General features: G+C 45.4%; 22 protein-coding genes and 3 pseudogenes. 2 read left to right on the forward strand and 23 right to left on the reverse strand.

Features of this window, described 5'->3' with window-relative positions:
* Positions 1-21 precede the first annotated feature (21 nt).
* From NI464_RS02115 to NI464_RS02145, 7 genes and pseudogenes are all read right to left on the reverse strand, one after another.
* Positions 22-171: a hypothetical protein gene (locus NI464_RS02115; RefSeq protein ID WP_171260768.1), complete on the reverse strand. Its 150-nt coding sequence runs from the start codon at positions 169-171 to the stop codon at positions 22-24.
* Between the two features lie 129 nt (positions 172-300).
* The gene (locus tag NI464_RS02120) at positions 301-468 is read right to left on the reverse strand and encodes a hypothetical protein (RefSeq protein ID WP_171260769.1); all 168 of its coding nucleotides are present in this window, start codon (positions 466-468) and stop codon (positions 301-303) included.
* A 68-nt stretch (positions 469-536) separates the two neighbouring features.
* Positions 537-2,483: a mechanosensitive ion channel gene (locus NI464_RS02125; protein ID WP_253137687.1), complete on the reverse strand. Its 1,947-nt coding sequence runs from the start codon at positions 2,481-2,483 to the stop codon at positions 537-539.
* A 201-nt stretch (positions 2,484-2,684) separates the two neighbouring features.
* On the reverse strand, positions 2,685-3,017 hold the full coding sequence (locus NI464_RS02130) for a hypothetical protein (RefSeq protein WP_044111066.1): 333 nt from the start codon (positions 3,015-3,017) through the stop codon (positions 2,685-2,687).
* 138 nt (positions 3,018-3,155) lie between these two features.
* A pseudogene (locus NI464_RS02135) lies at positions 3,156-3,512 on the reverse strand (ethanolamine ammonia-lyase light chain EutC); the annotation flags it as partial.
* Positions 3,500-3,667: pseudogene (gene eutB / locus NI464_RS02140) on the reverse strand (ethanolamine ammonia-lyase subunit EutB); the annotation flags it as partial. The pseudogenes NI464_RS02135 and eutB, both read right to left, overlap by 13 nt.
* A gap of 31 nt (positions 3,668-3,698) precedes the next feature.
* A pseudogene (locus NI464_RS02145) lies at positions 3,699-3,884 on the reverse strand (ethanolamine permease); the annotation flags it as partial.
* 148 nt (positions 3,885-4,032) lie between these two features.
* On the opposite strand from NI464_RS02145, the gene NI464_RS02150 reads away from it, so the two are divergent.
* Entirely contained in the window at positions 4,033-4,455 is a 423-nt protein-coding gene (locus NI464_RS02150) for a hypothetical protein (RefSeq protein ID WP_004280758.1), read from the forward strand.
* A gap of 411 nt (positions 4,456-4,866) precedes the next feature.
* Here NI464_RS02150 and NI464_RS02160 read toward each other — a convergent pair whose 3' ends face one another.
* Positions 4,867-5,628, reverse strand: coding sequence for a ferredoxin--NADP reductase (locus tag NI464_RS02160; RefSeq protein WP_004280760.1), 762 nt, complete (start codon positions 5,626-5,628; stop codon positions 4,867-4,869).
* 85 nt (positions 5,629-5,713) lie between these two features.
* On the opposite strand from NI464_RS02160, the gene gigC reads away from it, so the two are divergent.
* Positions 5,714-6,592: a LysR family transcriptional regulator GigC gene (gene gigC, locus NI464_RS02165; protein WP_004280761.1), complete on the forward strand. Its 879-nt coding sequence runs from the start codon at positions 5,714-5,716 to the stop codon at positions 6,590-6,592.
* Positions 6,593-6,631: 39 nt separating this feature from the next.
* Here the strand turns inward: gigC and NI464_RS02170 are convergent, their stop codons facing one another.
* From NI464_RS02170 to nuoC, 15 genes are all read right to left on the reverse strand, one after another.
* Positions 6,632-7,354, reverse strand: a complete 723-nt coding sequence (locus NI464_RS02170; RefSeq protein ID WP_253137688.1) for a cold shock domain-containing protein — start codon at positions 7,352-7,354, stop codon at positions 6,632-6,634.
* A gap of 162 nt (positions 7,355-7,516) precedes the next feature.
* Positions 7,517-7,876: a hypothetical protein gene (locus tag NI464_RS02175; RefSeq protein WP_044111070.1), complete on the reverse strand. Its 360-nt coding sequence runs from the start codon at positions 7,874-7,876 to the stop codon at positions 7,517-7,519.
* 192 nt (positions 7,877-8,068) lie between these two features.
* Positions 8,069-8,362 (reverse strand): cold shock domain-containing protein, encoded by a 294-nt coding sequence (locus NI464_RS02180; RefSeq protein ID WP_004732065.1) that lies wholly within the window; start codon positions 8,360-8,362, stop codon positions 8,069-8,071.
* Between the two features lie 84 nt (positions 8,363-8,446).
* Positions 8,447-9,082, reverse strand: a complete 636-nt coding sequence (gene upp, locus NI464_RS02185; RefSeq protein ID WP_004280765.1) for a uracil phosphoribosyltransferase — start codon at positions 9,080-9,082, stop codon at positions 8,447-8,449.
* A 123-nt stretch (positions 9,083-9,205) separates the two neighbouring features.
* A complete protein-coding gene (nuoN, locus tag NI464_RS02190; RefSeq protein WP_253137689.1) occupies positions 9,206-10,750 on the reverse strand; it encodes an NADH-quinone oxidoreductase subunit NuoN in 1,545 nt (514 codons plus the stop codon).
* 3 nt (positions 10,751-10,753) lie between these two features.
* The gene (gene nuoM, locus NI464_RS02195) at positions 10,754-12,367 is read right to left on the reverse strand and encodes an NADH-quinone oxidoreductase subunit M (protein ID WP_004280767.1); all 1,614 of its coding nucleotides are present in this window, start codon (positions 12,365-12,367) and stop codon (positions 10,754-10,756) included.
* A 1-nt stretch (position 12,368) separates the two neighbouring features.
* Complete coding sequence (gene nuoL, locus NI464_RS02200; RefSeq protein WP_253137690.1) at positions 12,369-14,264, reverse strand: NADH-quinone oxidoreductase subunit L; 1,896 nt, start codon at positions 14,262-14,264, stop codon at positions 12,369-12,371.
* Complete coding sequence (gene nuoK, locus NI464_RS02205; RefSeq protein WP_004280769.1) at positions 14,261-14,569, reverse strand: NADH-quinone oxidoreductase subunit NuoK; 309 nt, start codon at positions 14,567-14,569, stop codon at positions 14,261-14,263. The genes nuoL and nuoK overlap by 4 nt, the downstream gene beginning before the upstream one ends.
* Positions 14,569-15,087, reverse strand: a complete 519-nt coding sequence (nuoJ, locus tag NI464_RS02210; RefSeq protein WP_171054322.1) for an NADH-quinone oxidoreductase subunit J — start codon at positions 15,085-15,087, stop codon at positions 14,569-14,571. The genes nuoK and nuoJ overlap by 1 nt, the downstream gene beginning before the upstream one ends.
* Complete coding sequence (nuoI, locus tag NI464_RS02215; protein ID WP_004280771.1) at positions 15,087-15,629, reverse strand: NADH-quinone oxidoreductase subunit NuoI; 543 nt, start codon at positions 15,627-15,629, stop codon at positions 15,087-15,089. The genes nuoJ and nuoI overlap by 1 nt, the downstream gene beginning before the upstream one ends.
* An 18-nt stretch (positions 15,630-15,647) precedes the next feature.
* Positions 15,648-16,664 (reverse strand): NADH-quinone oxidoreductase subunit NuoH, encoded by a 1,017-nt coding sequence (gene nuoH / locus NI464_RS02220; RefSeq protein WP_004280772.1) that lies wholly within the window; start codon positions 16,662-16,664, stop codon positions 15,648-15,650.
* Positions 16,665-16,667: 3 nt separating this feature from the next.
* The gene (gene nuoG, locus NI464_RS02225; protein WP_253137691.1) at positions 16,668-19,346 is read right to left on the reverse strand and encodes an NADH-quinone oxidoreductase subunit NuoG; all 2,679 of its coding nucleotides are present in this window, start codon (positions 19,344-19,346) and stop codon (positions 16,668-16,670) included.
* Between the two features lie 11 nt (positions 19,347-19,357).
* The gene (gene nuoF / locus NI464_RS02230; RefSeq protein ID WP_005106202.1) at positions 19,358-20,689 is read right to left on the reverse strand and encodes an NADH-quinone oxidoreductase subunit NuoF; all 1,332 of its coding nucleotides are present in this window, start codon (positions 20,687-20,689) and stop codon (positions 19,358-19,360) included.
* Complete coding sequence (gene nuoE / locus NI464_RS02235; RefSeq protein ID WP_004280775.1) at positions 20,686-21,195, reverse strand: NADH-quinone oxidoreductase subunit NuoE; 510 nt, start codon at positions 21,193-21,195, stop codon at positions 20,686-20,688. Before nuoE ends, nuoF begins: the two co-directional genes overlap by 4 nt.
* A gap of 14 nt (positions 21,196-21,209) precedes the next feature.
* Entirely contained in the window at positions 21,210-22,997 is a 1,788-nt protein-coding gene (gene nuoC, locus NI464_RS02240) for an NADH-quinone oxidoreductase subunit C/D (RefSeq protein ID WP_071850797.1), read from the reverse strand.
* Positions 22,998-23,015 lie beyond the last annotated feature (18 nt).

Consider the following 23,015-nt stretch of genomic DNA (forward strand, 5'->3'; position numbering starts at 1 on the left):
TAATCTGGTTTGCTACTTAACTCATTCCAGATAGTCTGTTTTAAACAGGTTGAGATTGGCCGTATTTTTTAAACGGTCAATCGTCAGCTGCATTTTTTGAGCTTCTCGCAGACATAGCGGTACGTCATCTGCTGAAGATGCCATGAATTTATGTTGTAGTGCTTTCCACATATTGTTGATCTCCTTTTCTTTATATTTCTAATGCAAGAAAAATACCAAAATCATTTTAGTATTCACTTGAATATTCTATACTTTTTAAAAAATAAATTCTATTCCTGGTGACTGAGCAGGATTGACTCCTCAGTTAAATTCGTCTGTCTCTGGTATTTTCTTATCCAGCTCTCGCTCAGACTGCTCGTCCTGTCTGCTCTTCACAAAAACAAATCGATAGGCAGCGGTAAAAAAGCCAAGCGTAATTCCTGCAATGACTAAAGGAGCCAGAACTTTGTTAGGTTTTTTGGTATTCATTCATTTTTCCTTATGACTGAACAAAATCGACCACATGAGCGTGGTCGATTTTGCTTAAAGATAACAGGTTATTTCAGGTCATCTTTTTTCTGAATAGAACGATCAATATCGACATTCGGCTCTTTTTCTCCAGTTGAACCAAATGGATTATTGACTGGCGGATGAGTCGGATCGACTTTTAGTGAATCTGGTACGGCTTGATCCGCATCCGGATTGACCGGATCAATACCCAATGATTCATCATCCTGCGGTGCAGTGGTAAGGATTGCCGGGGTAGTATGAGATAAATCCGTACCCATAGGCATATTCTTGTCTGAATCCTGATTTGGCATGATGCCTGCTCCTGGAGTTGTGATTGAAGAATCGCTAGTGCCTGTAGCAGTTTGCGAACCACCAGAGGACTGGCTCATTGAGCTATCTGTAGAACTCATACCCATCGCCGCACCTGTAGTACCTGACATGTCGGTTGCACTTGTACCTGTGGTCTTGCCACCTAATCCAGAAAATATGCTGTTCTCAGCTTTTTCTTTGACTGGATTGGGTTCTTTAGCTTCTCGTTTGGCTTTATCAATCAAATCTGTGAGTACACGCTCCGCAGGTTGACGACCACCCAAACCAAATGCCAAGGCAAATGCCACTGCTACAGCACCCAAAGTTAGACCAAATGCCAAGTTAACAATTGAATCGGCAATACCCATGGCACGCAGACCCATTGCCACAACGAGTCCCATGATCAGAACACGAACCAGATTGGCTAACCAGCGTGAGCTGTTATATTCACCACGTTGTACGATATTCGCAACAATATTTGCCAGCCAGAAACCGATTACCAGAATCACCGCACCGAGCAGGATATTGGCACCGAAGTAGATGAACATTGCAATAAGACCACTGATCTGTTCAAAGCCCAGACGGTTCGCTGCTTCAGATACCGCAAATAGCATGGTGAATAAAACGATCAGGAAACCGACTACACTGGAAAGTTTAGTCGTGCCTAAAAAACGCTGGATATCCAGTTTGGCAGGAATTTCATCAACACCTGTACCGGCAACTACTTCAACTACCAGACGTGCTACCAGTTTAGAGACCACATACGCCAGAATCAGAATCAACGCAGCAGCGATAATATTCGGAATGGCATTCATGATTTCATATAGCATGGCTGTAGCAGGCTGAGAAATGGCCTCGATACCCAATGCTTCAAATGCAATGATCAGTGCCGTAATGATCACCACGGCGAAGATAAATGAACCAATCACCTGAGAAACATTCGAGTTTTTGAAGATGCCTACTTTTTCAGCATGTTGCTGTACGTTCAGACTGTTTAATAGTCCTTCAACAATACCGCGCACAATTTTCGCCAGGATATAACCGACAAAAATGATGACTGCAGCAATGAAGATGTTTGGTAAGTAACTAACAACATCGGTCAGCATATTCTGAACTGGTAACAGCAGACCGTTGAGACCCAGAATAGACAGCACGATTGGCAAGAACAGTAATAAAATTAACCAGTAAGCAATTTCACTGATGTTTTTACTAATCGGACTGACACCGACTTCAGCACTGAGTTTTTCATCGAGTTGCGTTCGGTCTAGCAGTTTTTGTAGCCCTATCTTCACCAGATTGGCCACAATCCAACCTATGAATCCGACTGCAATTGCACCTAGTAACTGCGGGATAAATAACAGGAACTGCTGGATCATATTACTGAATGGACCGCTGACACTGGTAAGATTGAGCACGTTCAGCGCACCAATCACGGCAATAATCAGAATAATCCAGAACACGACGCGGGCGATAATGCTCTCCACATTGGAGTGATGACCTGTCGCCGTATTTAAATGTGTATTGGTGCCCAGTTTTTGCAAGAGCTTTTTAACGCCTGCCGAGACCAGTAACGCAATGATCCAGCCAATTACTAATATGGCAATTGCACTAAGAATGGGATGGAACTGATCCCAATAGTACATGGCATCGAAGCCACCACGCGGGCTTCTCATATAATCATTCATGTTGTTCTACCCTCTTTGTTATTAAGCTATTTATCTGAAATCGGGGGCATCTCCCTGAAACAATCAGCCCCTTCTTTTTCCGGATTCATATTAGATTTGATGTTTTCAGGCTCAAGCCAGGTAGATGGCACTACCTTAAAACATCACCATCCATTGCAAAAAAGCACCAGTGGTTCACTAGAGCTTTTCAGGTATTTTCAGTTATTGAGTCGCCTGTCCATCAGTCGCAGTTGCTGTTGCTTCTGTGCCATCATCCACGGTTGCTGTAGCTTCCGTTCCATCATTCATGGTGGCGGTGCCTTGTGTAGGCTCACCGACTGGAGTTGAATTATTTGGGGTAGCAGGCTGTACATTCGGATTTGGATGTCCTGCAGGAGCATCATTCGCATCTGGATTCATGTCAGCAAACATATAGAACAGTAGTGCGAGTAAAAAAATACCGACCAAAATCAAGATATAAACAGGGATACGCTTTTTCTGCGTCACGTCTGCCTGATGATTTAAAGGTGGTTTTTTATTGAAATCATCGACCATAACCATCCTCACTCTTTGTTATTCATAAGTAGATTTTTAGAATAACAAGCTGTGAATAGGGCTTCTGTGACAAAACATGGTGAGATGGTGACGGGATGTAAGTCACTAATCCATCAGAATTCTCTGCTAGATGCTACTTTAAAATAGCCGTTTGGCTGGGCTATGTTGCATATCGACTGGGGTTTCGTGTTCATCTTTCAACTGCACCCCTGAAAGCTGTAACTCACAGGATTTACGCATCAATGCGACCAGTCGCTGGATAGCTAGTGGATAGGCCAAGCCCGCAGAACGGACATTGGAAATACAGTTGCGCAAGGCATCATGACATCCTTTAAAAGCATTATAAGTGTAATAAATTCCCATACTATCGGGTGAGCTCAAACCCGGCCGTTCGCCAATTAGCATGACCAGCATTTTCGCCTGTAAAATTTCTGCCAATTCATCACCCAGTGCCACACGACTGCCACGGGCAATCACTAAAGGAGCAGCTTGCCACAGAAATGATCTTCCAGCCCGGCCCGGATAATCTGCTTGCCGTTATACAGATATTCTGGCCCGATAAAGCCGACTACAGTATTGACCAGCAAGGGATTAAACTTACGCGCCACGGCGTAGGCACGCGCTTCCAGGGTCTGTTGATCCACGTAATGCCACCACAATGGTCGCAATAAACATGCCTCACCAACCCGCCTGTGCCAGACCAAAATTCCAGCCAGCAAAGTCATCGGAAATCACGTAAGCTATCCCCAGACCGACGAGAAGCAGCCAACCGAAGGCGCCTTTCTTGAGCTGACGTAAGGAAAAATAATCTTCTTGTACTGCTGTGTCAGTCACACTGGTATCAATCACACTTTTTGATTCTGACATAGCAACCTCGTTGTTTTATCGTTGTTCCCTGAAGATATACATAAGCCATACCAGTTCCGCAGGCTTTAGTGAAGACAGTTGAGACGCTGCCTTTCAGCGATGAAATGCGTTATAATTATCCACCTTCTCATTTATACACCCGAGTTATATGGCGTATCGTCAACAAAGTGTATCGCTTGATCTTGATACTGACGTCACACATCAATGTACGCTGCACTACAGCCGTGATCAGCATCTGATTGGAATTATTGAATTTAGCAAGCCAAGCTTCCTGCTTCGCTGGCAGGATCTGGAATATTTCCGTCGTCGTACCGAAGAATTTTCCGTGATGCCTTTTCCGGACTGTGTCAATGCGATGATTATCGATATTCGAGATGTAACGGCATGGCTGGATAATGAAGTGCCGATTATTCCATGGCGCTTATTGGAAGAAGACTGTCCGGTGCGTCTGGTGGTGCCTGCAGACCGTATTGAGCACTATGCCGGATTCTTTGAACCGACTTGGCTCAGCCCCGATGTCGAAACCGCCATTCAGGAAATCCGTGAATCCATGGATATGTTTGTGCATTAAGCTTGAATCGAAAAAACCTCCGCAATGGGCAATGCTTTTTACTTAAGCATTTGAATCATTTTGGAATTTATTAGGGAATCCGATGTCAGGTTTGGCATCGGATTTTTTATGGTATTTCAGCAGGATATTTTAGATCTTAAAAATCTGTTTAAGCTCTCGAATCTGAGTACTTTTATTCATAATATCACTGTTAAGTGGGTCAAGTCCACACTCAGGTTGAGCAGTTCCGCGACTATTTCCAGGCGGCGATTGCCTGCAGATCAGGGATAGGTAGTTTGTTTTAGAGAGGCCTACAAGGCTTCGGAGAGTCAAAATGTTAAAAAACCGTTATCCCTTAGATCACAATGCCGCTCCTGTTAAAGGAACCGCATTGCCTTCAAGCAGGGGGTTTTGCTCATAAATCCTTCAACCTTACCAGTAATTCTCGACCGCAATATTTCCTTCACCACGACGGTTCATGGTCAGGCCACGAGCTTTTAAGGCTTCTTTGGTATCATCGACCATATCCGGGTTACCACAAAGCATGACATGCGTCGTTTCCGGATTAAACGCGATACCTGCTGCTTTTTCCAGCTCACCATTGGCAATCAGAATGGGTAAACGGTCGTGTAAAGGTGCATCGGGTTCACGGGTAATAATCGGGATAAATTTAAAACCGGTATGCCCTTCACCAAAGGTCTCGGCGATTTCCTGAATCCGGTCTACATAAGCGAGTTCTGCCCGGGTGCGTACACTATAAACCAGATTGATTTTTTCGTATTTGCTCCAGGTCTCAAAGTCTTGCAACATGCAAATAAACGGTGCCAGCCCCGTGCCGGTACCCAGTAACCATAGGTCTTTAGGCAAAGGCAATTGATAACGTGCCAGAGTCAGATAACCATAAGGAATTTTTTCCAGATGCAGCTCATCCCCGACTTTGAGGTGCTGTAAATTGGAGGTAAATTTACCTTCAGGAACGACAATCGAGAAAAACTCCAGAGTTTCATCAAAAGGAGATGACACTACCGAATAGGCACGAACCACCAGTTCATCCCCCACTTGCAAACCAATACGCGCAAACTGCCCTGCGGTAAACTTAAAATGTGCCGGGCGTGTCATCGTAAAACTAAATAATGTATTGGTCCAACGGTGTACAGATAAAACTTTTTCTCGGGTAAATTTTTCAATTGACATGATTTCAACGTGGCATGAAAGACTGTGCTCATGGTAGCATGGCAACATAATTTATTAATATTTTTTAAATGTTAAGGCTCTACTCATGCGCATGACTTTACGCCAATTGGCTGTTTTTGTAGCAGTGGCACAAGAGGGTACCGTAACGAAGGCTAGCGATGCCGTCAAGCTTACACAAAGTGCGGCTAGTATGGCTTTAGCAGATCTGGAAGATGGTCTGGGTGCTCCACTATTTGACCGTCTAGGCAAACGTTTACAGCTAAATGACCTAGGGCGCTTTCTTCTCCCTCAAGCCCTGGAAATTTTAGGTCGTTGTGAATCTTTTGAACAAGTCGCTAAAGGTGAGCTTCAAAGTATCGATTTACGTTTGGGTGCAACCCTGACGATCTCAGATTACCTGATTCCTGACCTGATGGCCGATTTCTTGAAAATCAAGCCGCAAGCACATTTACAGCTTCAAGTCGGTAATACCCGTCAAATGATTGAAGCGGTGAATCAGTTCCAGCTGGATCTGGCCCTGATCGAAGGATCTTGTCATCTGCCACAATTGCAATGTATCCATTGGCGTGATGATGAGCTGGCTGTGTGCTGTGCGCCAGACCACCCTCTTGCGCAATTGAACCGTGAACTAACCGCTGAAGATTTCAAATCTGTAGAATGGATTTTGCGTGAAGAAGGTTCAGGTACCCGTGAGGTGTTTGACAATGCCATCTTGAAAGATGTACCAGATGCCAATATCCGTCTAACACTCGGTCATAATGAAGCGATTTTAAAAATTGTAGCGGGCGGAATTGGTATGTCCTGCATTTCCAAACTTGCGATTGAGCCTTTACGTGAAAAAGGTCAACTGGTAATTCTGGATACACCATTCTGGTCGCTGACTCGTCCGCTGTTCATGCTGGTACATCGCCAGAAATATCAGGGTCCAGGTCTGAGAGCCTTTATGAATTTTTGTGAAAGCTAAAATATTAAAAGCACCATAAGGTGCTTTTTTTATGATTCATCAAAACTGACTTTCACATGGTATCCCATCTCCGTCACCATCCATTTTAGTATTTGGACAGTTACGAATGAAAAATAATGCTTCCTCATAAGAACCCATCTGACTACAGTGTTCTCGACCATCGCATTTAAATTGAGATACAGATGGCGAAGTCGTTTCTGAAGTTTTCGGATTAATGGGGTTACTTTGGCTTCTTAACTCAGTGCCGTGATTTTCCAGGTTCTTCCTGCCCTGCTCAGATAATCCTTGCATAGGTAGATCACCTTGCGCTGCTCGCTGTTCAGCGACAATTCGTTGCTGCTCTACCATCAGTCCTTCCAGCTTTTGCTGTTTTTGAACTTGGTAGCTTTGGTATTTGTTATAAACAAGAACAGCAAGAATCACCATAATCACCAGTCCTGATATTGTGATTATTTTTGATGTAGTTGATGATTTTTTCTTTTCATAACGTAGAGAAGCTCTGGTTTCAGTATCTCCATGTAGATCATTGTTTTGTGTAACAGGAACTTCTTGCTTAATATCCAAGCGAATAATATGGTTTGCCTTAAACTTTCCATTATCTTCCACAATCAAAAACTTTAATTTTTCCCCCATTTTTGGCGGAATATTTTTATTGGGAAAGTCTTTGACATGGAAAAATAAATCTTTGGATTGCCCTTCGATCTGAATAAAACCAAAACCACGATCTTCGTTATAGGTTTTGATTTTCCCCTCTTGAAACATAATTCGCTCTTATCTTTAATATTTTTTATGATTGTAATCAAAAAGAGACTGAAAATCTTTTGTAAAATTCTCTAAAGTAGAAACATAAAAACTAGAAGTGCATCTTATGGCGGAAGAATAGATCCCTAGTTAAAAGTAAAAAAATAAAATTTCTGTTTTTATTTATACTTCGCCAAAAATCATAAAACCAACAGCTGATGCCAATGCCAGCCATAGGGTCGGACTAAAGAAAAGTGAATTACGTACAGGAACACCGACTGTGGGTGCCAAGGATTGCAAGGCGACGACTTCTGGCACAAATTCATCCTGCACTTTAATATCCAGACGTACCATGTTGTCTAATGTCATGCTGCCTTGTTGGGGAATGATTCTAAATTTAAGCCGCTCTCCAATTTGTGGTTCAATTTCAGGCGAAGGTAAATCCTGTAACTCGAAACTTAAATCTTGAGCTTCTCCTATCAACTCCAAAGTACCCATACCACGTTCGGAATCGTAAGTTTTAATTTTTCCATCCGTAAACATGACACTTTTCTCTATAGAATTCATTTAATTTGTATTCTAAGCCAACGGAAATGTTCAGCATTGTTGCTGTTTGGTGGATTTTTTATGTGCTGTCTGTCTCTTTGAATATCTAAACGGTGGCACTATAAAAAAGAGGCTCGAAAGCCTCTTTTTAAATGTGACTAAACACGATTTAAGTATGAAGATTATCCATTAACCACGGAAGTTATTTAACAATGCCGATGTAATTGATTTATTGTGTGTCGCCACTTTGGTTTTTTTAGCTTTCTTTGAGTTGTCTTCGACACGTTCAATCTTAATCGCTTTGTACTTATCGCCATTTTCAACAACATTAAATTTTACGCGTTCATTACGTTTTGGCTCGCCTTCTGCCGCAGGGAAGTCTGAAATATGGAAGAAGACATCTCCCTCAGCGCAGCCAATAAAACCGAAACCTTTGGCAGGGTCATACTGTTTGATTTTGCCCTGATACAATTCATCTTTCATGCTATTGTCCTATCCTGAAAATGCCCTGTCTACATTATATAAAAAAGAGGCTGTAGTAGCCCCTTTTTTCATCATATTCAAAAATTAGTCTTTTTGAACTGAACCAAAGATTTTATCGCCAGCATCGCCAAGACCTGGAACGATATAACCATTTTCATTTAAACCATTATCGATAGAAGCCGTAAAAATCACGACATCCGGATGCGTAGCTTCTACACGCTTAATGCCCTCTGGTGCAGCAACCAGAACCATCACACGAATATCTTTACAGCCGCTGGCTTTCAGTACATCAATGGCAGCCACTAAAGAAGAACCAGTCGCCAACATTGGATCAATGATCATCGCGATACGGTTTTGTACGTCTGGAACCAGTTTTTTATAATAGGTACGTGCTTCCAGAGTTTCTTCATCACGCTCTAAACCAAGTACTGATACTTTTGCACTTGGAATCAGGTTCAAGAAACCGTCGAGCATACCAATACCGGCACGTAGAATTGGCACAACCGTGATTTTTTTACCCGCAATACGGTCAACTGTAACAGCACCATTCCAGCCATCAATATCATGTTCAACCATTGGCAGGTCTTTAGTTGCTTCATAAGTCAGAAGCATGGTCACTTCTTGAGCTAACTCACGGAAATTCTTGGTACTGATATCTGCACGACGGAGTAAACCAAGCTTATGTCGAATGAGTGGATGACGGATTTCATGGATTGCCACGGGAGAACACCTAAAAGGTTAAAGATAAATTTCCGCTATTATAAGGGCTTTTATTGATTTGTATAAATAAAAAAGCCCCCAATCATGGAGGCTTTTTTGTAATAACGTCAATCTTTGCAGATATTAGTTAAAACCACTTTGAACCAAAGTGAAAATGAACTGTTGCAATTCAGGTGACATGGCAAAGAATGCATATTTAGATACTGCAATCACCGGATCTGGGTAGATACCGATCACAAGTACCGCAAGCGCAGCAAGAAGTACCATGATACCGCCGACTTTTTGACCCCAATGATTCACCGCATCTAGACGTGGTGTTTCAGGTGGTGTCATGTAAAGTACAACCATTACGCGCAGGTAGTAATACAAACCGATACCAGAACCCAAGATAACCATCGCAGTCAGGAACCAGGCTTCGCCTGCAACCGCAGTTTTAATTACCAGGAACTTACCGATAAAGCCGGCAGTTAAAGGAATACCTGCAAGAGACAGCATCATCACCGTCAATACAGCAGTCAATACTGGACGGCGCCAGAACAGACCACGGTATTCAGCCAGACTACCCGCTTCATCCGTATTGTTATACGGACTAGACATCAGCGTAACAACACCGAACGCACCGATCGTGGTTAATACATAAGTCATCACGTAGACGTTTACACTTTCAAAAGTCGCGAAACCTTGAACTTGTAAGAAGTCAGTATTACGTGAACTGACGATAGCAACCAGCAAATAACCAAAGTGTGCAATTGAAGAGTATGCCAAGATACGTTTCAAGTTCACTTGGCGAACCGCCAGCAAGTTACCTGCAAGGATAGACAGAACCGCAATAATTGAGATGATCGTGACGAAGCTGTCTGCCAGAATTAGACCCGAAGACAACGCATAACGAACAAACAGACCAATCATGGCTACTTTCGCAACAGTCGCAAGGAAAGTCGCGATTGGCGCTGGTGCACCAGCATATACGTCTGGTGTCCATTTGTGGAATGGTGCCAGCGATAATTTAAATGCTACTGCAAATACAATTAATGCCAGACCAATCACGACAGCCGGTTGACTGAATACATTAAACAGTTTGCCTGGTTCAGCCACGAAACTTAAAGTACCTGTATATGCATAAATATATGCCATACCCATGAGCAGCATTGCTGACGCAGTTGCTGAAAGCACCAGATATTTCACACCCGCTTCAAGCGATTGAGAACGTTGATGTGTATATGCCAACAAGCCATATACAGGAATCGACATCAACTCAAGGCTGATAAAGAATGATGCATAGTGTGAGCTAGCCACCATTAGCATGGCACCCGCAACGGATGTCAGCATCAGGATATATAACTCTTCACGGTTATCTTTATAGGTTTCGATATACGCGTGAGATAGCGTTGCACATGCAAGTGCAGCAATCAGGATCACAAACTGGTACAGCATCGTAAATGGATCTACGATGAACAGATTCATCACGTTGGCAGGTGCAAACACGCCTGCCAACAAAACGAAAATGATATAGAACGCAGCAAGGTTTAAACCAATCACCGTGGTAGTAGCCACCAGGTTATGGTTACGCTTAATTGCGGTCAGCAACATCACGACGATCGCAGTTAACGACACGATCATCACAGGTGCTAGAGGCATAAGCTCAGAAAAAGACATTGTGAAGTTCATGGCTTATTGGATCTCCACATTTTCAAGTTGAGTCGTTACTTGATCAGCAACTTCAACCACTTCTTGAACTGGAATGTAGCTATTCGCTAACCACGCCATGCTTGAGTTAGAAACGTCAAGGAAGCTTTGTGGATATAGACCAAGCCAAAGTAGACCAAACGCACAGATCAACAATAATGCGATTTCACGTGCATTTAGATCTTTTAATGGATTTGTATAGTGCTGCTGTTGCGCTTCATTTGGTACACCAAACAGGGCTTTGTGAATCAGGATCAGACCGTACAGACCCGCAAATACCAAGCTGATTGCCGCAAGAATGGTAAACGCCGGGAATTTCGCATAAGCACCCATCAGGATCAGGAACTCACCAATGAAGTTACCTAGACCTGGAATACCTACAAGCGCCGCAACGAAGAACATCAGGAAGAATGCAAGATACGGGAATTGACCACGCATACCACCCATCAAACGCATATCACGCGTATGCACACGCTCATATACCTGACCACACATAATGAACAGCGCAGCAGATGAAATACCATGTGCCAACATCATGATCATCAGACCCTGGAAGGTCAGGATGTTACCTGCGTAGATCGCAAGTAAAACGAAGCCCATGTGTGAAATAGAGGTATAAGCCAACAGGCGTTTCATGTCGGTTTGCTGGAAAGCACACCAAGCACCGTAGAAAATACCGATTAAACCAAGAATGATTGCGAAGTCTGCAAACTGTGCAGACGCTGCCGGGAAGAACGGAATCACGAAACGTAATAAACCGTACGCCGCAGTCTTAATCAAGATACCTGCAAGATCGACAGAACCCGCTGTTGGTGCTTGCGCATGCGCATCTGGTAACCAGCCGTGTAATGGGAAAACTGGAAGTTTTACCGCAAAACCGATGAATAAACAGATCATGAATGCATAAGCAACCGCTGGCGCCTGAGCATCAAGCGTATTCGCCACACCTAATAAATAGTTGTAGTCGAAACGGATTTCACCCGTCATGGTATAGCCCACAGTCACCAGACCCAGGATACCAATCAGCATCACCAAACCGGCAACCTGCGTGTAAATGAAGAACTTGTTAGCTGCATAAACACGTGACTTGCCTTCTGCCCCTTTATGACCCCAAAGGGCAATCAGGAAGTAGATCGGCACCAGCATCATCTCCCAGAAGAAGAAGAACAGGAACAGGTCAATCGCAAGGAATACACCGATGACACCACCTAAAGACCATAAAAGGTTCAAGTGGAAGAAACCAACGTTCTTTTGAATCTCGCCCCATGAACAGCCTACTGCCAATACACCCAGGAGTGCAGTCAAGCCAACCATAAGAAGTGATAAACCATCCACTGCTAAGTGAATGTTAATGCCCAGGGTTTGAATCCAAGGCAATTTGAATTCGGCAGCCCACGAAGGTGTAGCACCGCCTAATTCATAGTTGTAAGTACCAGTCTGCCAAAGGACTATGGTCAAGACCAAGGTCACCAGCATACCGATCAGCGCGATATAACGCGGCAAGTGTTGGTCGAGTTTATCGACCAACCAGCATATGAAACCTGCAATGAACGGAATGAGGATCAGAGCCGGCAAAATAATATTGTTTGGAGCTTCCATTTTATTTCCCCACGACCTGAATCACGATCAAGATCATCAGTAGGACAACGACACCGAGCCCCATACTAGATGCATATTCACGCAGTGAACCGGTTTGACGTGAACTTGTAAAGCTGTGACCACCTTTAACAAGTGCAGGAAGTACCAGCCATAGGCCATCAATTGGATCACAACCAAAGATCTTCGCGAACATTAAATATGGCTTCACGAAAATGAGGTCATACAGCGTATCAAAACCTAATGCGTTACGGCAGATGTTGACCAGGCCAGCACCTACAGAAGTGGCTGCAAAACGTTTGACTGCATTGTAAGCAAAAGCGAACAGCACGACACCGACTGCAAGACCTGTTAAAGCAACAGCGATTGCGATGTATTCAGCACCATGTGCACCTGCTTCAAGCGCTTCAGGAATAATGAAGGCTGGAATTTGGGCTGCATCCAGAATGCTCATTACCGGTGCTTTCAGGACGATCGCCAGACCTGTTGAAAGTACAGCAAGAATTGCCAGTGGCGCCCAGTAAGTTGCACCTTGGATTTCATGATAAGGTGTGTTTTCTTTGCCAAAGAATACAACCCAAATTAAACGGAATGTATAAATAGAGGTTAAGAATGCACCTGCAACACCGACCCAGTACAGCGTGTTATATACTGGCAAACCAGCAATATGACTTTGCGTCCAGACTGCAGCAAGAATCGCATCTTTTGAGAAGAAACCAATCGTCAGGAATGGAATCGCTGCCAATGCACCGCCACCAATCGCGAAACATGCAAACAGGAATTTGTTCTTGTAGAACAGACCGCCCATCTTGAAGATGTTTTGTTCGTGATGGTAAGCCAGAATCACCGCACCAGACGACAAGAACAATAATGCCTTGAAGAATGCGTGAGTCAGCATATGGAACAGACCTGCCTGGTATGCTTCAGCACCTACCGCCATAAACATATAACCGAGCTGACTCATGGTTGAGTATGCCAGAATACGTTTGATGTCGGTTTGAACCAGTGCAGCAAAACCAGCCACAAGCAAGGTCACCGCACCTGTGATCGAAATAAATACCATCACTTCTGGTGCAAGTTCAAAGACTGCGAACAGACGGCAGCACAGGTAAACACCGGCTGTTACCATTGTTGCAGCATGGATCAATGCAGAAACAGGTGTCGGACCTGCCATCGCATCGGCTAACCATGTTTGTAACGGGATCTGTGCAGATTTACCTGCCGCACCCAAGAACAATAACAATGCTGTCCAGATAGTCAAAGATGAACTTTGCGTCATTACAGTCGCCGCATTTTCGACGATGTACTGAATGTTCAAGGTACCGAATTGCTGGAAGATCAGGAACATGGCAATCAGCAGGAATACGTCACCAATACGGGTCACAGTAAATGCCTTGATTGCCGCCAGACCGTTTGCCGGGTTCTGGTAGTAATAACCGATCAACAGGTATGAACACAGACCTACGCCTTCCCAACCCAAGAATAACAACGCCAGGTTGTCACCCAATACCAGCAATAACATGCTTGCAACGAACAGGTTGAAGTAAGAGAAGAAACGTGCGAAGTCTTCTTCACCGCGCATGTACCATGATGCAAAGATGTGAATTAAGAAACCCACGCCTGTCACCATGCCCAGCATCAATAAAGACAAGCCATCGAGCTGCAAGCTGATGCCCGGAGCAAAACCGCCAACACTGAACCAGGTCCAGAGATGTTGCACAACTGCAGTTGAACCATTATTCACAAAGTCCATACCCGCAATCAGTGCGAACAGTGCAGATAAACCGACTGCACCGACACCAATCATTGCTGCAACAGATTCCGGAAGCTTGTTACGCCCCGCCGCTAACAGGACAAAACCAATGAGCGGAAATAAAATTGTTAGATATAAATAACTCATCCGCGCATCTCACTAGCAGCATCCACATCCAGGTGATGGAAGCGATGATAGAACTGAAGGACGATCGCAAGACCAATACAAGCCTCTGCCGCAGCAAGCGTCAGGATCAGGATAAACATGATCTGACCATCTGGCTGTGCCCATGCACTGCCCGCCAGGACGAACGCTAAAGCAGCAGCGTTCATCATGATTTCAAGGCTCATTAAAATAAATAGTAGGTTGCGTCGCACCATTACACCGTAAAAACCCAGTGCAAAGAGAATAGATGCAACGATCAAACCATGCTCTAAAGGGATGTTGCCCATTATTCTTTTTCCTCTTCTGCATCTGGTTCACGTTTACCTAAATGGAATGCAGCTACCAGGGCAGCAAGCAATAACATCGCGGCAACTTCAACCAACAACAAGTATTGCGTAAAGAGTGCTTGACCCACTGCTTTCGGGCCCACCATTTCTGTACCCATTACCAGTGAAGCTTGTGTGTAATCAGAGTTTAATACCCATACCAGTACCAAACCGATCAGGAAGCTCATCAACGCCGGATAAGCCCAAGCCGATGAGGTCAACCATTTGCGTTCTTGTTCAACGGTCTGCTCACCCAGGTTCAGCATCATCACCACGAACACGAACAACACCATGATCGCGCCCGCATAAACGATCACTTCCAGCGCACCAGCGAATGGTGCACCGACAATCAGGAACATGCCTGCGACTGCAAGCAATGACACGATCAGGCTTAATAAAGCATGTACCGGATTCGCGTTAGTCACCACGCGAACCGTAGAGACAATGGCCACGAGGGCCATTAAATAAAATGGCCACATCATGGTAATAGACTCCGTACATCAACAGGTGCACTTTCACGCTGTGCTTGACCTTTGTCCTTGCCTGCAACTGCCATACCGGTTACACGGTAGAAGTTATAGTCAGGATATTTACCAGGACCAGAAATCAGCAGGTGTTCTTTTTCATAGACCAAGTCCTGACGAACATATTCGCCAAGCTCGAAGTCCGGGGTCATCTGAATCGCAGTGGTTGGACACGCTTCTTCACACATACCGCAGAAAATACAACGCGAGAAGTTGATACGGAAAAATTCCGGATACCAGCGACCATCTTCACGTTCTGCTTTTTGTAGTGAAATACAGCCTACCGGACAGGCAACCGCACACAGGTTACATGCCACACAGCGTTCTTCGCCATCAGGGTCGCGCGTCAATACGATACGACCACGGAAGCGTGGTGGCACGATTTCTTCGGCCGGCACTTCCGGATATAAAATGGTGTCACGTTTACGTGTTGCGTGGCTGAACACCATCCACAACGAACGAACGATTGACCCGAATCCAGCTAGAAATTTAAACATTTTGTTCTCCCTGCTGTCTTAGGCCTGATTCATCAGAATCACAGCACCAGTCACCAAAAGGTTAACCAACGCCAATGGCAAGCAAATTTTCCAACCAAAGTTCATCACCTGGTCATAACGTGGACGCATTAATGAACCACGCGCCAGTACAAACATCATTACAAAGAATGCTGTTTTGATAATGAACCAGAATGCTGCTGGAAGGAACGGAATATCAAGGTTGAATGGCGCAAGCCAGCCACCGAAGAATAAAGTCACGATCAATGCAGAGATCAGTACCACGTTGACGTATTCCGCAACGAAGAACATCCCCCACTTCATACCGCCGTATTCGACATGGTAACCTTCTGCCAGTTCTTGTTCTGCTTCTGGTTGGTCAAATGGGTGACGATGCGTTACCGCAACACCCGCAACCACGAAGATCAGGAAACCCAGGAACTGAGGAATCACAAACCAGACATCTTTTTGCGCTTCAACGATTTCACGCATGTTGAATGAACCGGCAATTGCCACCACACCCATCAACGAGATACCCAAGAACACTTCATACGAAATGGTTTGAGCTGCAGAACGTAAACCGCCCAGTAAGGCATATTTGTTGTTTGATGACCAGCCACCGAACAGGACTGCATAAACTGCAATACCCGCCATTGCCATAAAGAACAACAGGCCGATGTTCATGTCTGCTACACCTAAATAAGGTGATACAGGAATAACCATGAACGATAGCACCGCAGTTGCCATCGCAACTGCTGGCGCCATACGGAACGTCAATTTGTCAGCAAATTTTGGTGTCCAGTCTTCCTTGAACATGATTTTCAGCATGTCGGCAACAATCTGGAACATACCGCCCGGACCAACACGGTTCGGACCGTAACGGTCTTGCCACAAGCCGAGTAAACGACGTTCAATAAAAGACATCAACGCAGCGATCAGTACTACAACCAGCAAGATCACAATCGCTTGAATGACTGAATAGGCAATTGGCCAGTTTTCAGCCCACAACGGCGTTTGACGGATTAATTCTTGTTCCATGAATTACACTCCTACCGCGACTGAAACAGGCTCTGCAAGAGATACCGTCGGTGCCAGACCGATTGGGTAGCCAATATAACCTGTCGGTAAATATTCAATCACTTGAACTGGAAGAACGATTGACGTCTCACCTGCTTTCACCGTGATTGTCTGACCATCTTGAACATTCAGGCGCGCTGCATCCTGCTCACCCACTGCAAATACCGCTTCAGGAATACGTGTTTCCATCGCTGGTGTTTTGATGGTAAATTCACCTGAACCAAAAATATGGTGCATCGGTACTAGACGGAAGCTTTCAGCATTGACCAGAACAGGTGCCGGTGCAACGAATGTACGTGCCGGACGTTTTGCCAAACGGTCGAATAAACGAACGCCTGAATCACCACCTTTCAGTGAACCACCCACAGTTTCCTGGAACTTGTTCCAAGCTTGTGGCGAGTTCCAGCCTGCAGACCATGCAAATGGAACCAGTGGAGATGGAGTCTGGTCTCCGACATAACCTTCCATCGAGAATGTTAATGCGGAGTCTTTATCTGTAGGCTGTTTCGGCTCATGTACAGACAATGGCGAACGCATTGAAGTACGACCTGAGTAACGACGTGGTTCACGTGCCACTTTCAAGCCATGAACACGGAAGCCCGCATCAGGTGCAACATCCAGAATGCCTTCAAGCGCAGGAACGTTTTTCGCCACTGACTCGATCACATCATCCAGTAAAGTCCAAGAAATCGCTTTGCCTTTTACGCCTGTTTCCAGAGCGTGTAACCAGCGCCAAGATTCCTTGATCGCCAATTCAGGATTGTAGTAGCTTGGGTCATACACTTGGTAGAAACGTTGTGCACGGCCTTCTTGAGAAACGACAGTACCATCACCTTCAGCAAACGAAGCGGCAGAAAGTATGATGTCGGCTTTCTTCACAGTTTCAGTTTCAGAGTGATCCAGAACGATCACTTCTTTGCCTGCAAGTGCGGCATCCACTTGTGCTGCTGGTAAACGACGATAAAGGTCATTTTCAACAATCACGACAGTGTCGTAGTCCTGAGCAAAAGCTTGCTCCAGGCTTTGACCACCGAAGATTGCCATACCCATCGAGTTCACTTCAGGAACCGTCAAGGTCAGACCTGCATTACCCAGATTCTGTGCAACTTGTGCAGCAGCTTCCATAATGGCAGGATCTTGCAAGCTTGTACCCGAGATGACCAGTGGTTTCTTCGCAGCTTTTAAAGTGTCCGCAATGGTTTGTGCAAATGCTTTGGCATCGTCATCTAAATCAAGAATCGTTTCACCCGCAACTGCTGCAGCAACTGCAAAACCTAAACGCGCGATGTCGTTTGGAGAAGCAACCACTTCACCTTCGGCAACATCAGACAAACGGGTTTGTGTCGCAGCCAGGATATAAATCGGAGATTTCGCATCTTGGGCAATACGTTGTACCGGTTCAGCCAACCATTCTTGGGTACGGCGCTCTGCCGCCATCTCTTTGCCTTTATTTTTCGCAGCCTGGCGAACAGATAAAGCCATACGAGGCGCAGTTTGTGTGAGGTCTTCACCCAAAATTAACACAGCATCGTAGCTTTCAATTTCACGCATGTTCGGGTTGTAAACACCCTCGGTTTGCATGATTGAAGCTGCTAATTCAACCAGGTTTTGCTCTTTTTGAGATAGACCTGTTGAGAAGTTCTCTTGACCCACCAACTCACGAAGTGCGAAGTTTGATTCAAGTGATGCACGCGGTGAACCAATACCCAATACTTTTTTGCCCTGGATATTTGCAATGACCGTGTCTAGTGCTGCATCCACTGAAACAGTTTCAACAGTTGCACCTTGACGAAATTGTGGTTGACGCGGACGGTCTTCACGGTTCACATAACCTGTACCGAAACGGCCTTTGTCGCATAGGAAGTATTGGTTGACTTCACCATTATAACGGTTTTCTACGCGGCGAAGTTCGCCATAACGTTCACCCGGAGAGATATTACAACCTGAAGAACAGCCTTGGCATACGCTTGGCGCATACTGCATGTCCCATTTACGGTTGTAGCGAGCCGAATGAGTTTTGTCTGTGAATACACCTGTTGGACAGACTTCTGTCAGGTTACCCGAGAATTCAGACTCTAGAGTGCCTGATTCAGGCCGACCAAAGTACACACGTGATGCGTTGGCATACACGCCAAAGTCCGTACCACCTGCGTAGTCTTTATAGTAACGCACACAACGGTAACACGCGATACAACGGTTCATTTCATGCGAAATGAATGAGCCAAGCTCCTGGTTGTAATGGGTACGTTTGGTGAAACGGTAGCGACGACGGTCATGCTGCGTCATTACAGTCATATCTTGTAAATGACAGTGACCACCTTCTTCACAGACTGGACAGTCGTGCGGGTGGTTGGTCATCAAGAATTCAACAATCGAAGCACGGAAATCTTTGGCTTCTTTGTCTTCAATCGAGATGTAGGTATTGTCAGATGCAGGCGTCATACATGACATGACCAAACGGCCACGCGTATCTTCTGGATTCGCGTACTGGGTCACGGCACATTGACGGCAAGAACCGACAGAACCTAAGGATGGATGCCAACAAAAGTATGGGATATCAATGCCAAGACTCAAACATGCTTGTAGCAAGTTTTCCGAGCCGTTGACTTCATACGATTTGCCATCGACATGAATTGTAGCCATAGTCGAATTCCTTAAGCTTGTTCTACGTTGCTGGTTTGAGCGGCGGCATTCACAACCTTCGCTTCAAATTCGCCACGGAAATATTTGAGTGCGCCCATAAGCGGCTCCATTGCACCCGGTGCGTGGGCACAGAAAGTTTTACCAATCCAAAGCTTACGAGTCAGTTCTTGTAAGTGATCGATATCTTCTTTCTTACCTGTGCCATCTTCCAGTGCTTTCAGCGCTTTCACAGCCCAAGGTAAGCCATCACGGCAAGGCGTACAGAAACCACATGATTCGCGTGCAAAGAATTCTTCGAGGTTACGTGTCGCTGAAACCATACATTGGGTTTCATCTACCACCATCAATAAGCAAGTTCCTAAACGCGAACCTGCTTTCATGATGCTTTCCGCATCCATAGGAAGATCAATATGCTCGGCAGCCAGGAAGTCAGTCGATGCACCACCCGGTAACCATGCTTTCAGTTTTAAGCCGTCACGCATACCACCAGCATGGTCTTCAATCACTTCACGTGCTGTCGTACCAAATGGAAGCTCCCATAGACCCGGGAATTTCACTTTACCTGATGCACCATAAATCTTGGTGCCTGGATCTTTCGACTTACCAGCAGATAAGTTGATGTACCATTCAGGACCGCGCAGCATGATTGCCGGTAAGTTGTTGTAGGTCTCTACGTTGTTGACAATCGTAGGACGACCCCAAGCACCTGCAACTTGCGGGAATGGCGGTTTAGTACGCGGGTTGGCACGGCGACCTTCAAGCGAGTTAATCAATGCAGTTTCTTCACCGCAGATATAACGACCCGCACCGGTATGCACGTGTAACTCGAAGTTCCAGCCTGTACCAAGGATGTTATCCCCTAAGTAACCTTTGGCACGAACTTGCTCAAGTGCTTCATTTAAGTACTGAGCAGCTTCGATGTACTCGCCGCGGATAAAGATATAACCGTGTGTTGCTTCAAGCGTATAACCCGCAATCAGCATCCCTTCGATCAATTGATGCGGAAGATCTTCCATCAACAAACGGTCTTTAAAGGTACCTGGTTCCATCTCATCGGCATTACAAATCAGGTAACGTGGACCTGAGTTGTCGTTTGGCGCCATCAAAGACCATTTGATACCTGCCGGGAAGCCTGCACCACCACGACCTTTTACAGTCGCTGCCTTAACCACTTCTAATACATCTTTAGGCGACATAGACAGGGCTTTTTTAAAGCCTGCATAACCTTCCAGCGCTTCGTAATCATCTGCATTACGTACGTTGGCCTGCTTGCTTAAACGCCATGTTAATGGATGCGTTTCCGGGTTACCGTCGCCATAAATTGGTTTTGGTTCAGTATTCATACATACTTCTCCAACAGCTGTTTCACCGAAGTCACTTCAACCAGACCGTGCGTGTCTTCATCAATCATTAAGGTTGGACCTTTGTCACAGTTGCCCAGACAGCAAATTGGCAGCAAAGTGAAACGACCATCTGCAGTCGTTTGACCAAACTGGATTCCTAATTCGCGCTGGAATGCTTCTGCCAAAGTTTCCGCACCCATCAAGAAACACGCAATCGAATCACATAACAAAATTACGTGACGACCGACCGGCTGACGGTAAATACGGTTATAGAACGTTGCCACACCTTCAAGGTCCGCAACGCTCATGCTCAGCATTTGTGCGATGGCATTCATTTGCGCATCATCTACCCAGCCATTACGGCGTTGTACACACTTCAGCGCATCTAGACACGCTGCACGTGGGTATGGGTAGTGCCCCATGTGATGTTCGATATCGTGAATTTCGTCCGCAGTCAAAATCCCTTCAACATTCACACGTGGCTTTTTATCAGTCAAAATCATCATAATGCGTTTACCCCTTAGCGATCCACGTCAGCCATTACGACGTCAATGGTCGCTAAATAAATGATTAAGTCAGACATTAAGCTGCCGTTAATCACAGAAGGCATTTGCTGTAAATGCGTGAAGGTTGGTGTACGGATACGGGTACGGTAACTCATGGTTGACTTGTCTGAAGTCAAGTAGTAGTTCGACGCGCCTTTCACCACTTCCGCCATCACAGATGCTTCACCCGCAGGCATTACAGGACCCCAAGATACACTCAGGAAGTGCGTAATCAAGGTTTCAATATCTTGTAATGTCTTGTCTTTTGGTGGTGGAACAGCCAGTGGATGATCTGCTTTGTACGCACCAGACGGCATATTATCTAAACATTGTTTGATAATTTTCAGTGATTCTTCGATTTCACGGTAGTGAACGATAACACGTGCATAGGCATCGCCTTCGTACTCAACCGGCACTTCGAAGTCATAATTTTCATAGCCGCTATATGGACGATATTTACGTACGTCAAAGTCGATACCTGTAGCGCGTAGACCTGTACCTGTTACACCCCAAGCCAATGCAGATTTTGCATCGTATTGCGCAACATTACGGGTACGACCCACAAACACCGAGTTTTTCAGCGCTGCAGTATGGTATTCCTTCAAACGTTTCGGCATCCAGTCCAGGATTTCACGGATCAGGTGCTGCCAGTTGTTTGGAAGGTCATGTGCTGTACCGCCAATACGGAACCATGCCGGGTGCATACGGTAACCGGTGATCGCTTCAATCGCGTCATAGATTTTCTGACGGTCAGCAAACATGTAGAAGACTGGCGTCATACCGCCGGCATCCTGAATCGCAGTACCAATGAACAGCAAGTGGTTATTGATACGAAACAGTTCAGACATCATCACGCGAATACATTGCGCACGGTCAGGTACCGTAATACCCGCCATTTGCTCTACGCCAAGCACGTAAGGCATGTTTTGCGCACAACCACCGAGGTAGTCGACACGGTCTGTATACGGAATGAATGAATGCCAGGTTTGACGTTCAGCCATCTTTTCCACACCACGGTGGTGATAACCGATGTCAGGCACACAGTCTTTCACTTCTTCACCGTCCAGCTGCAAGATCACACGGAACGCACCGTGCGCAGATGGATGGTTCGGACCCAAGTTCAGGAACATGAAGTCTTCATCGGCATTGCCGCGCTTCATACCCCAATCTTCAGGGACGAAACGAAGATGTTCCTGTTCGTAGTCCTGTTTGGCTTTATCTTGCAAATACGGCGTATATTCAGTCGCACGCGCAGAATATTCTTTACGTAGCGGATGACCTTCCCAATAGGTTGGCAACAAGATACGACGGAGCATTGGATGCCCTTCGAAATTGATCCCGAACATATCGTAAGCTTCACGTTCGTACCAGTTGGCATTTGGCCAAATATTGGTTGCCGTCGGAAGATTCAAATCGCTTTCAGCTAAGGCAACTTTAATACGAATGTCAGTATTACGCTCGAGCGACAACAGGTGATAGAACACGGTGAAGTCAGACGCAGGTAAACCGTCGCGGTGCGTACGCAGACGCTCATCTACCGCTGACAGGTCGAACAACATCACGTAAGGACGTGACACTGTACGCAAGAACATTAAAACTTCTTGTACACGTGCGCGCTCAACCCAGACTGTCGGGAAATCCTCGAAAGTCGTTTGCACAAAGAAGTTCTCACCAAATTTGGTTTTGAGTTCTTCAATGATGGCAAATGCTGGGCGTGAATCAACAGGCGTTGATTCTGGCATAGCAATGTCAATTTCAGCCATTGGCTTGGCTTCCTATTT

This window comes from Acinetobacter lwoffii, from assembly GCF_024129685.1.
In the GTDB taxonomy this organism is placed as follows: Bacteria; Pseudomonadota; Gammaproteobacteria; order Pseudomonadales; family Moraxellaceae; genus Acinetobacter; species Acinetobacter lwoffii_X.

What these genes read in the sequence shown, in the direction of transcription:
- NI464_RS02115 (WP_171260768.1), bottom strand. Translation starts at nt 171, where the DNA reads ATGTGGAAAGCACTACAACATAAATTCATGGCATCTTCAGCAGATGAC.
- NI464_RS02120 (WP_171260769.1), bottom strand. Translation starts at nt 468, where the DNA reads ATGAATACCAAAAAACCTAACAAAGTTCTGGCTCCTTTAGTCATTGCA.
- NI464_RS02125 (WP_253137687.1), bottom strand. Translation starts at nt 2,483, where the DNA reads ATGAATGATTATATGAGAAGCCCGCGTGGTGGCTTCGATGCCATGTAC.
- NI464_RS02130 (WP_044111066.1), bottom strand. Translation starts at nt 3,017, where the DNA reads ATGGTCGATGATTTCAATAAAAAACCACCTTTAAATCATCAGGCAGAC.
- NI464_RS02150 (WP_004280758.1), top strand. Translation starts at nt 4,033, where the DNA reads ATGGCGTATCGTCAACAAAGTGTATCGCTTGATCTTGATACTGACGTC.
- NI464_RS02160 (WP_004280760.1), bottom strand. Translation starts at nt 5,628, where the DNA reads ATGTCAATTGAAAAATTTACCCGAGAAAAAGTTTTATCTGTACACCGT.
- gigC (WP_004280761.1), top strand. Translation starts at nt 5,714, where the DNA reads ATGCGCATGACTTTACGCCAATTGGCTGTTTTTGTAGCAGTGGCACAA.
- NI464_RS02170 (WP_253137688.1), bottom strand. Translation starts at nt 7,354, where the DNA reads ATGTTTCAAGAGGGGAAAATCAAAACCTATAACGAAGATCGTGGTTTT.
- NI464_RS02175 (WP_044111070.1), bottom strand. Translation starts at nt 7,876, where the DNA reads ATGTTTACGGATGGAAAAATTAAAACTTACGATTCCGAACGTGGTATG.
- NI464_RS02180 (WP_004732065.1), bottom strand. Translation starts at nt 8,362, where the DNA reads ATGAAAGATGAATTGTATCAGGGCAAAATCAAACAGTATGACCCTGCC.
- nuoN (WP_253137689.1), bottom strand. Translation starts at nt 10,750, where the DNA reads ATGAACTTCACAATGTCTTTTTCTGAGCTTATGCCTCTAGCACCTGTG.
- nuoM (WP_004280767.1), bottom strand. Translation starts at nt 12,367, where the DNA reads ATGGAAGCTCCAAACAATATTATTTTGCCGGCTCTGATCCTCATTCCG.
- nuoL (WP_253137690.1), bottom strand. Translation starts at nt 14,264, where the DNA reads ATGAGTTATTTATATCTAACAATTTTATTTCCGCTCATTGGTTTTGTC.
- nuoK (WP_004280769.1), bottom strand. Translation starts at nt 14,569, where the DNA reads ATGGGCAACATCCCTTTAGAGCATGGTTTGATCGTTGCATCTATTCTC.
- nuoJ (WP_171054322.1), bottom strand. Translation starts at nt 15,087, where the DNA reads ATGTGGCCATTTTATTTAATGGCCCTCGTGGCCATTGTCTCTACGGTT.
- nuoI (WP_004280771.1), bottom strand. Translation starts at nt 15,629, where the DNA reads ATGTTTAAATTTCTAGCTGGATTCGGGTCAATCGTTCGTTCGTTGTGG.
- nuoH (WP_004280772.1), bottom strand. Translation starts at nt 16,664, where the DNA reads ATGGAACAAGAATTAATCCGTCAAACGCCGTTGTGGGCTGAAAACTGG.
- nuoG (WP_253137691.1), bottom strand. Translation starts at nt 19,346, where the DNA reads ATGGCTACAATTCATGTCGATGGCAAATCGTATGAAGTCAACGGCTCG.
- nuoF (WP_005106202.1), bottom strand. Translation starts at nt 20,689, where the DNA reads ATGAATACTGAACCAAAACCAATTTATGGCGACGGTAACCCGGAAACG.
- nuoE (WP_004280775.1), bottom strand. Translation starts at nt 21,195, where the DNA reads ATGATGATTTTGACTGATAAAAAGCCACGTGTGAATGTTGAAGGGATT.
- nuoC (WP_071850797.1), bottom strand. Translation starts at nt 22,997, where the DNA reads ATGGCTGAAATTGACATTGCTATGCCAGAATCAACGCCTGTTGATTCA.